The sequence below is a fragment of the uncultured Acetatifactor sp. genome, assembly GCF_948601915.1.
Lineage (GTDB): Bacteria > Bacillota > Clostridia > Lachnospirales > Lachnospiraceae > Acetatifactor.
In genome coordinates this window covers 1-7,980 of the sequence record NZ_CAPDXS010000149.1, presented here as the reverse complement: position 1 = coordinate 7,980, position 7,980 = coordinate 1, and the positions used below count along the sequence as shown (strand labels likewise).

The 7,980-nt window shown below is 58.0% G+C and carries 9 protein-coding genes; 2 read left to right on the top strand and 7 right to left on the bottom strand.

The window, feature by feature from the left end:
* The 3 genes from Q2B33_RS19925 to Q2B33_RS19915 all read right to left on the bottom strand — a co-directional run.
* A partial coding sequence (locus Q2B33_RS19925) for an HAD hydrolase-like protein (protein ID WP_330691405.1) occupies positions 1-469 on the bottom strand: 469 nt, incomplete at its 3' end.
* Complete coding sequence (greA, locus tag Q2B33_RS19920; protein ID WP_296458918.1) at positions 470-973, bottom strand: transcription elongation factor GreA; 504 nt, start codon at positions 971-973, stop codon at positions 470-472.
* 39 nt (positions 974-1,012) lie between these two features.
* Positions 1,013-1,981 carry a phospho-N-acetylmuramoyl-pentapeptide-transferase gene (locus Q2B33_RS19915; protein ID WP_300783517.1) on the bottom strand — a complete coding sequence of 323 codons (969 nt, stop codon included), beginning with the start codon at positions 1,979-1,981 and terminating at the stop codon, positions 1,013-1,015.
* A gap of 424 nt (positions 1,982-2,405) precedes the next feature.
* Here Q2B33_RS19915 and Q2B33_RS19910 point away from each other — a divergent pair, with 424 nt between their 5' ends.
* Complete coding sequence (locus Q2B33_RS19910) at positions 2,406-2,606, top strand: alpha/beta-type small acid-soluble spore protein (RefSeq protein ID WP_172485090.1); 201 nt, start codon at positions 2,406-2,408, stop codon at positions 2,604-2,606.
* Positions 2,607-2,800: 194 nt separating this feature from the next.
* Here Q2B33_RS19910 and fsa read toward each other — a convergent pair whose 3' ends face one another.
* Positions 2,801-3,454 (bottom strand): fructose-6-phosphate aldolase, encoded by a 654-nt coding sequence (gene fsa / locus Q2B33_RS19905; protein WP_296458904.1) that lies wholly within the window; start codon positions 3,452-3,454, stop codon positions 2,801-2,803.
* A 509-nt stretch (positions 3,455-3,963) separates the two neighbouring features.
* On the opposite strand from fsa, the gene Q2B33_RS19900 reads away from it, so the two are divergent.
* Positions 3,964-4,680, top strand: coding sequence for an MgtC/SapB family protein (locus Q2B33_RS19900; RefSeq protein ID WP_300783515.1), 717 nt, complete (start codon positions 3,964-3,966; stop codon positions 4,678-4,680).
* Here Q2B33_RS19900 and Q2B33_RS19895 read toward each other — a convergent pair.
* The 3 genes from Q2B33_RS19895 to dxr all read right to left on the bottom strand — a co-directional run.
* A complete protein-coding gene (locus Q2B33_RS19895; protein ID WP_300783513.1) occupies positions 4,664-5,605 on the bottom strand; it encodes a protein kinase in 942 nt (313 codons plus the stop codon). The two genes, Q2B33_RS19900 and Q2B33_RS19895, sit on opposite strands and share 17 nt — an antisense overlap.
* 347 nt (positions 5,606-5,952) lie before the next feature.
* On the bottom strand, positions 5,953-7,020 hold the full coding sequence (rseP, locus tag Q2B33_RS19890; RefSeq protein WP_330684929.1) for an RIP metalloprotease RseP: 1,068 nt from the start codon (positions 7,018-7,020) through the stop codon (positions 5,953-5,955).
* Between the two features lie 49 nt (positions 7,021-7,069).
* On the bottom strand, positions 7,070-7,980 hold a 911-nt coding region (dxr, locus tag Q2B33_RS19885), incomplete at its 5' end, for a 1-deoxy-D-xylulose-5-phosphate reductoisomerase (RefSeq protein WP_300914198.1).

Below are 7,980 nucleotides of genomic sequence, written 5' to 3'. Positions count from 1 at the left end.
AGTTGCCGAACAACTGCTTTAGGGCCTCCTGGATGACCTCCTCCTTCCGGACCCTGGTGCCGTCCATCTCGCTTCCGACTACGACCTTGAAATACTTTCCGATTCCGAAGTGATCCAGGATGCGCCGCACGAACTCCGTGGGCTTGCTGGAGGCCACAGCCATGAACATGCCCTGGGAGTTCAGGGCGTTCAGCATCTGGGGAATGCCGTCGTAGAGCTTGTTCTCGAAGATCCCGGTGTCCCGGAAGCGCTCCCTGTACTTCTCGATGGCAGCCTCCGCCCGGGCCTCGTCCATGTCATAGTATTTCATGAAGCTGTCCTTCAAGGGCGGCCCGATGAAGGGCTCCAGCTTGTCCAGGTCAGGCTCCTCAATCCCGAAAGAGCTGAGGGCGTACTGTACGCAGGTGCAGATCCCCACCTTGGGATCCGTCAATGTTCCGTCCAGGTCGAATAACAGATATTTTTTCATCTAAAAGCTCCTAATCTTGTCGCTGCCGTCGTCAGCGGTATTCTCTATTTTAAGTATCTTCACGTCATAGCCTATGGCGCTGTTGACCTGCACATGGACTGTCTGCCCTTCCTTCTTTCTCAGGAGGGCCTTGCCCAGCGGGCTCTCGTTGCTGATCAGGTTCTCCAGGGAGTTCCCCCGCACGGTGGTGACGATTTTGTAGGTCTCCACCAGGCCGTCCTCCAGGAACTCCACTGTCACCGTATTGTTGATGCCCACCTCGTCCTCGGCGGAATCCTCGGAGATGACCCTGGCGGTCCTGATCATCCGCTCCAGATAGCGGATGCGGCTCTCGTTCTGGTTCTTGAACTTCTTGGCCGCGTAGTATTCGAAGTTCTCGCTCAGGTCCCCCTGGGCCCTGGCCTCCTTCACGTCCTCCAGGGCCTGGCGCCGGATTACCAGCTTGCGGTGCTCGATTTCCTCTTCCATCTTTTTGATATCGCTGGGTGTCAGTTGATCGTACATTTCAGATATTTGCCTTTCCTAATATATTTCGTCTATTTCTCACAGCCCGATTCCGTACACCACTGCCACCGCCAGGATGATCTGGATGATGGCGAAGCGGAACACGGCCTGGGTGTTGGACCAGCCCCACACCTTGCGCACATGGTCGTGGAGCGGCGTGCGTATCTTGGTCATGATGCGGATCTTGAAAGCCCGGATCAGGCCCACCTTCACAAGCCCCAAGCCCCCGTCCAGTATCAGCACCAGAGCGATGGGGATATACAGGATGGGGCTGCCGCACTTCAATACAGCGATGCTGATGAACAGGCCCATGGCCCGGGAGCCCGCGTCCCCCATCAGCAGGCGGCTGGGCGTGGCATTGTACCACAGGTATCCCAGGATGCAGGCGGCGAACAGCAGTATGAGGAAGGAGAAATCCTCCCCGGTCCCCAGGATCCTGTCCACCACGTAGATCGTCATGATGGAAATGATGGTCAGCGTCCCGGAGAGCCCGTCCACCCCGTCGGAGCAGTTGGTCACGTTCACGGACACCCATACCAGCACCACGATCAGCACGGCGAACACGGCCTTCGGGATTTCCAGCATGGCATGGTGGAACAGCGCAAGCTGAATGGTATTGTCATTATAATGAAGGAACGTCATGGCCACCAGGACGGCCACGCACAGATCCAGGATCCCTTTTTTGAGCTCGCCCCAGGGCTTTTCCGAGGCATCGTCCAAAAAACCAGTCAGCATGCTGATGACGATCAGTATCAGATAGATCATGAGTTCCGGCTTCATGGGCACGAACAGGATCGCCGATGCCACAAAGGCCAGCACGAAGATGATCCCAGCGCCTCTGGGCTTCCCGGCGGACAGCTTGCCGTCATGGGCGAACTCCCGCCCAGCGTCCTTGGGCAGGTACTGGCAGAGCTTTGCCGTGGTATACACTGTGGCGATGAACGCGAACAGAATCCCGCCCAAGGCGAGAAGAGAGGAATGCTCTCCGGACACAATATACTGCAACATATAGCCCTCACTTACAACTGCCGCTCTACAGCGGCCCGTACCGCATCTGCGGCAGTTTCTATAATAAACGGCATTTAATTCTTGCCAGCCGCATAGCACAGCAAGTCATGCCGTTTATGTACATATATACTTTATGAAAAGTCCGCTGCGGAATGGATCCGGCTTCCAGGCCGTGCCGCTTCCCTGCAGCGCTTTTATAAGCATGTACGAATATTTCGATTTTAACACAAAGCTACGGTAAATGCAATGAATTCCCCCGGGTATTTTTTCCCTAAATGTTTCCAACATATTTTCATTGCGCCGGGTCATACTAAGACCAAGATAAGTCGCAGCAAAACACTTAAACCTAATCTTTCAGGATAAGTGCAAGCGGCACTTATCTTGAAGATAGATAACGTAATGTACAGCATTGGAGGTGAAAAAGATGTCCGGAAACAGAACGAACAGAGTAGAAGTACCCGAAGCAAAGGCAGCCATGGACCGTTTCAAGACTGAGGTTGCGTCCGAGCTGGGCGTGAACCTGAAGGAGGGTTACAATGGTGACCTGACTTCCCGCGAGGCCGGTTCTATCGGCGGCGAGATGGTACGTCGTATGATCAAGAAGCAGGAAGAGCAGATGAAATAAGGCTCCCCGAGCTGAAATAATCCCAGGACGCTAGAGGTATGTGTGCGCCGGTAACGCGCATATGTGCCTACAGACAAGCGCCCAAAAGGCTGCCATGGCGATGGTCGAAGACCAAAGCCGTGGCAGCTTTCTATATGGCTGCTTTTATATGGCTGTCATCCTGTGCCGGGCCGAAATCTCCGCCCTGCCCTGCCTCACTCGCCAAAGACCGCTCTGTAGTCTGCCTGGAACTTTGCTATCCCCGCGTCGGTGAGGGGATGCTTCACCATCTGCTCGATGACGCCGTAAGGCACTGTGGCGATATCCGCTCCCGCTAACGCGCAGTCGGTGACATGTACGGGATTGCGGACGCTGGCCGCGATGATCTCCGTGTCCAGATCCGTCACGGCGAAGATGTCGGCGATCTCCCGGATCAGGTCCACGCCCCTCTGGCTGATGTCGTCCAGGCGTCCCAGGAAGGGAGACACGAAGGCCGCTCCGGCCCGGGCCGCCAGCAGCGCCTGATTTGCCGTGAAGATCAGCGTCACGTTCACCTTGATGCCCTCGGCGGACAGAGCCTTGCAAGCCTTTAATCCCTCCACTGTCATGGGAATCTTTACCACCATATTGGGATGGATCGCCGCGATCTCCCTGCCCTCTTTGATCATGCCCTCCGCATCCGTGGTGGTGGCCTTCACCTCGCCGCTGATCGGGCCGTCCACGATGGACGCGATCTCCGCGATGACCTCCTCGAATACCCTGCCCTCTTTTGCAATCAGGGACGGGTTGGTGGTGACGCCGCAGATGACGCCCATGTCATTTGCCTTCCTGATATCCTCTACCTTTGCTGTGTCGATGAAAAAACGCATCTTTTGAATCTCCTTTCTTCTGCTTGGTGTGCTGTCATAATCTCATGGTTTCATTACAGGAACCGCTTCGCGAACCCTGTAATCATGGTTCTATTACAGGAACCGCTTCGCGAACCCTGTAATCACAATACCATTATAGGCTTGTTCCGGGAAATCTTCAACCGGAATCTGTGAATTCCGTCTTAATTCCATCCCAAAATCCGCTTCCGAAAGCCCTGCATTCCGCTTGCCTTGCCCGGGGCTTCATGATAAAATGGAGGCATACCAGGCGGAGCTGATTCCTTTGGTCAACAGGAAGATCAATACCTTGGACTGTCCATCTGGGTTATCTGGCATATAGCGAGCGGACGCTTATCTATAATCGGGAAATCGTATATAAATTTCTGCGCTCCATAATAACCAACGGATGGGACGGACTTGCAGAATCAGGCGGCAATCCACAGCGAGACTGCCGCCATCCTGAAATACAATAATGAGAATTCATAAAGACAGGCCTGGGAGGGACACGGATGAAACATGAAGTATATCAGACACTGCATGAACTGTACATGATGCTGTACGGCCTCAACTTCCTCTCCGCCTTCGTCCGGCTCTTCCTGGCCATGCTGCTGGGCGGCATACTGGGCTATGGGCGGGAGAAGAAGCACCTTCCCGCGGGCTTTCGGACTTATATGGTGGTCTGCCTTGGCTCCGCCCTGTCCATGATGGTGGGCATCTATGTCACGGATATCACAGGGGCTGCAGATGCCAGCCGCATCGGAGCCCAGGTGGTCAGCGGCATCAGCTTCCTGGGGGCAGGCACCATTTTGGTCACCAGGCAGAACCAGGTGAAGGGGCTGACCACAGCCGCCGGGCTCTGGGCCGTGGCCTGCATGGGCCTGGCTTTGGGCGCGGGCTTCTACTCGGGAGCGCTGATCTGCTTCGCCGCCCTCTGGGTCTCCATCCAGATCCTGCGCTTCGTAGACAGGCGGCTCCTGACCCACGCCAAGACCGTCTCCATCTACGTAGAGTTCACGAAGGTAAGCGACCTGAGCGCATTCGTGGCCTTCGCAGGCAGCAACCACTGCACCGTCAGCAATCTGGAGATGACCCGGTCGAATCCCACGGACAAGGACGCCGCCATCTCCGTCACCATGACCCTGCACTTTGCGGAGCCCACCGAGCATGCCCATATCGTGGAGACCTATGGGAGCCTGGACGGGATTATTGTTATGAGGGCGATTTGAGCCTCCCCGGACATGCCCACACGGAAAGCTTCAGCAGCTCTTCCACAAGCGCTCCCATATCCCCCATGCGTTCCCCCGGCTCCTCCTCCGTACAGGCCGCCAGGATGCGCCGCAGCTTCCTTTCCCGTTCCCGCTCCCCAATCCGGCACGCCCCTCTGTCCGGCCGCAATCCTCTTCGTATCCCCCATCCTCTCCCGGCCCGGCCTGTGCCCGCCCCGCTTTTCCCGGCCCGAAGCAGGCTCTCCCGCAGCCTGCCGCTGCCTGGCCTTCCGGCTCCGCCTCCCCTGGCCCGGCCATCCCCCAGCATGGCCTCCAGGGTCTTCCCCAGTCCGTACACATCGCAGGACGCGGACAGAACGCCCCCGTCCCGGAGCTGCTCCGGGGCGGCGAAGCCCGGGGAACCGGCCCGGGAGGCCACCTCTGCCCCCAGGGGGCATACGCATCCCAGGTCGATCAGCTTCAGCCCGCCGTCCTCCCCCACGATTATATTGCCCGGCTTCACGTCCCTGAACAGGAGCCCCTCCCCCAGCCCATGGAGGTACATAAGCCCTGCCGCCAGCTCCAGCCCTGCCCGGATCGTCTGCGCCGCCGAGAAATGCCTCCTGCCCAGCATCTCCTCCAGGCTGCGGCCGGACACATACTCCCGCAGCAGTATCCCCAGGCCCGCCGCCCTCCAGAACGCGGCGAATTCCGGATACAGCGGATGCCGCACCTCCTTCAGCACCTGTGCCTCCCGCTCCAGCATCTCCGCCCTCCAACTGACTTTGCAGGCGTACCTTCTGCCGTCCGCCCCATCCTCTATGCAGTATACGTCCGAATACGTCCCCTGCCCCAGCAGCCCACGGCGGACGTACCCCCGGCCGGCCAGCACCGCCCTGTCCAGATACCGTTCTCTGCCGCCGCGCTGCAGTCTCTCATAGTCCATCCTGCAAGCCCCCTTTCCGCCAGCCCGCATTTTCCTGACAGCGATCCGCTCAATTTGTGCGGTTCGCTCAATCCACGCAATCGACTTAATTCACTTAATTCAATTCACTTGATTCAATTCACTTGATTCAATTTACTTGATTCAATTTACTCAATTCACTTAATTCATTTACTTGAAAAGAACACCCGACAATGGGCCAGAAACAACATACATGTCAAAAAAGATTCCGGCCCGGCCGGAAAAGGCCCGCATCTCCAGATGCCGATGCCCTTTCCTGGCCTGTGCCGTTTTATTAATGAAGAAAAGCGTTCATTCCGAAAGAATCCGCGAAATTCAGGAATGCCCTGTCATTTCATAAAGATATTCGACAGGTCGTTGAAGAAGATGAACACCATCAGCACCATGAAGAACATCAGCCCCACGAAATGGACCATGCCCTCCTTCTCCGGCGGGACAGGCTTCCCCCGGATGACCTCCACCAGCAGGAACACCAGCCTCCCGCCGTCCAGCGCAGGTACGGGCAGGAGATTCAGGATCCCCAGGTTCACCGACAGCATCAGCGTGATGTTCAGCATGCTCAGGAGCACGCTCTGCCAGCCGTATTCCTTGGCCGTATCGTAGGTCTTGCCCACCACGTTCACCGCGATGCCCACAGGCCCCGCCACGTCCTGGCGGCTCACCCGGCCCCGGAATATCATCCCCAGGCTCTTGTAGGTGGCCTTCACGGAATACCGCATCTCATACCAGGCGTACTTGATTGTCTCTATCCCCTTCAGCTCCCGGAAGTCCGCGTTCATGACGCCCAGCAGATAGATTCCTGACGCTTCATCGTACTGGGGCGTCACCATGGCCGTGTGCCGCTGGCCGTCCCGCTCATAGACCACCTCCACATCGCCGCCCGAATAGGACGCCTGCATATAGAGGGAAATCTCCTGGTACAGGTAGAGTTTCTCCCCATCGATGGAGATGATGCGGTCGCCGTCCTGAAGGCCTGCCGCCTCCGCGCCGCCTCCCTCCGCCACCTGGGTGGCGATGGGGTCGCGTATGGCGATGATGTCCTTCATGTTCACCATGATGAAGGCGATGATGAACGCCAGGATGAAGTTGAAGAACGGCCCTGCCACGATCGTGGAGATCCTGCCCCAGACGCTGGCGTTCAGGAAAGACCCTTCGCTGTCCTCCCCCTCCTTCGTCATCAGCCCGTCCTCCCCCTCGAACATGCACGCGCCGCCGATGGGGAACAGCTTCAGCGAATATTTCGTCCCTTTCTTGTGAAAGGCTGCAAGGGTGGGCCCCATGCCTACAGCGAACTCCACCACATGGATGCCGTTTGCCTTGGCCAACAGGAAATGCCCGAATTCATGGGCGATCACCACCACCCCGAATATCACAATGAACAATATCAAAGTCATCATTTATCCGTCAATCCTTCCTAACCATACCTCTTTTTGTCCCGGGCTGCCCTCAGCCCTGCTTCCCTTTCCCTTCCATGACGCAGGCGTATGTCTCCTGCTCTGTCTCCAGGATTTCCTCCACGGTGGGATCCGGGATCACCTTATGCCTCCCCATGGCCTCCTCTATCAGCTCCGCTATCCCCAGGTAAGACAGTTCCCCCTTCAGGAACAGCTCCACCGCCTTCTCGTTGGCCGCGTTGTACACCGTGGGCATGCTGCCTCCCGCCTCCGCCGCCCGATAGGCCAGGGCGAGGCCCGGGAAGGTGTCCGTGTCCGGCTTTTCAAAGGTGAGCTGCCCCAGCCGGAACAAATCTACCCGCTGGCCCTCCATGGGCCGCCTCTCCGGATAGAAAAGGGCATACTGGATGGGCAGCTTCATGTCCGGCACCCCCATCTGGGCGATGATCGCGCCGTCCACATACTGTACCGCCGAGTGGATGATGCTCTGGGGATGGATCACTACCTGAATCCGGTCCAGCCCCACGCCGAAGAGCCATTTCGCCTCCATGACCTCCAGCCCCTTGTTCACCAGGGTGGAGGAGTCGATGGTGACCTTGGGCCCCATGGACCAGTTGGGGTGCTTCAGGGCATCCGCCGCCCGCATACCCCGCAGCTGCTCCCTTGTCCTCCCCCGGAAAGGGCCTCCGGAGGCGGTCAGCAGTATCTTCTCGATGCCCGCCTTTTCATACAGTCCGGCCCGCTGCCCGCTCCTGTCCGCCACCTCTCCGTTCAGGGACTGGAAGATGGCGCTGTGCTCGCTGTCCACAGGCAGGATGGCCACGCCGCACCGCTGGGCCAGGGGCATGATGATATGCCCGGCCGTGACCAGAGTCTCCTTGTTGGCCAGGGCGATGTCCTTTCCCGCCTGGATGGCCGCGATGGTGGGCCTGATACCAATCATCCCCACAATGGCCGTAACCA

Bases quoted from the DNA above. Each gene is read 5' to 3' on its own strand.
- Q2B33_RS19915 (WP_300783517.1), bottom strand. From the start codon at position 1,981: ATGTTGCAGTATATTGTGTCCGGAGAGCATTCCTCTCTTCTCGCCTTG.
- greA (WP_296458918.1), bottom strand. From the start codon at position 973: ATGTACGATCAACTGACACCCAGCGATATCAAAAAGATGGAAGAGGAA.
- rseP (WP_330684929.1), bottom strand. From the start codon at position 7,020: ATGATGACTTTGATATTGTTCATTGTGATATTCGGGGTGGTGGTGATC.
- Q2B33_RS19895 (WP_300783513.1), bottom strand. From the start codon at position 5,605: ATGGACTATGAGAGACTGCAGCGCGGCGGCAGAGAACGGTATCTGGAC.
- Q2B33_RS19910 (WP_172485090.1), top strand. From the start codon at position 2,406: ATGTCCGGAAACAGAACGAACAGAGTAGAAGTACCCGAAGCAAAGGCA.
- Q2B33_RS19900 (WP_300783515.1), top strand. From the start codon at position 3,964: ATGAAACATGAAGTATATCAGACACTGCATGAACTGTACATGATGCTG.
- fsa (WP_296458904.1), bottom strand. From the start codon at position 3,454: ATGCGTTTTTTCATCGACACAGCAAAGGTAGAGGATATCAGGAAGGCA.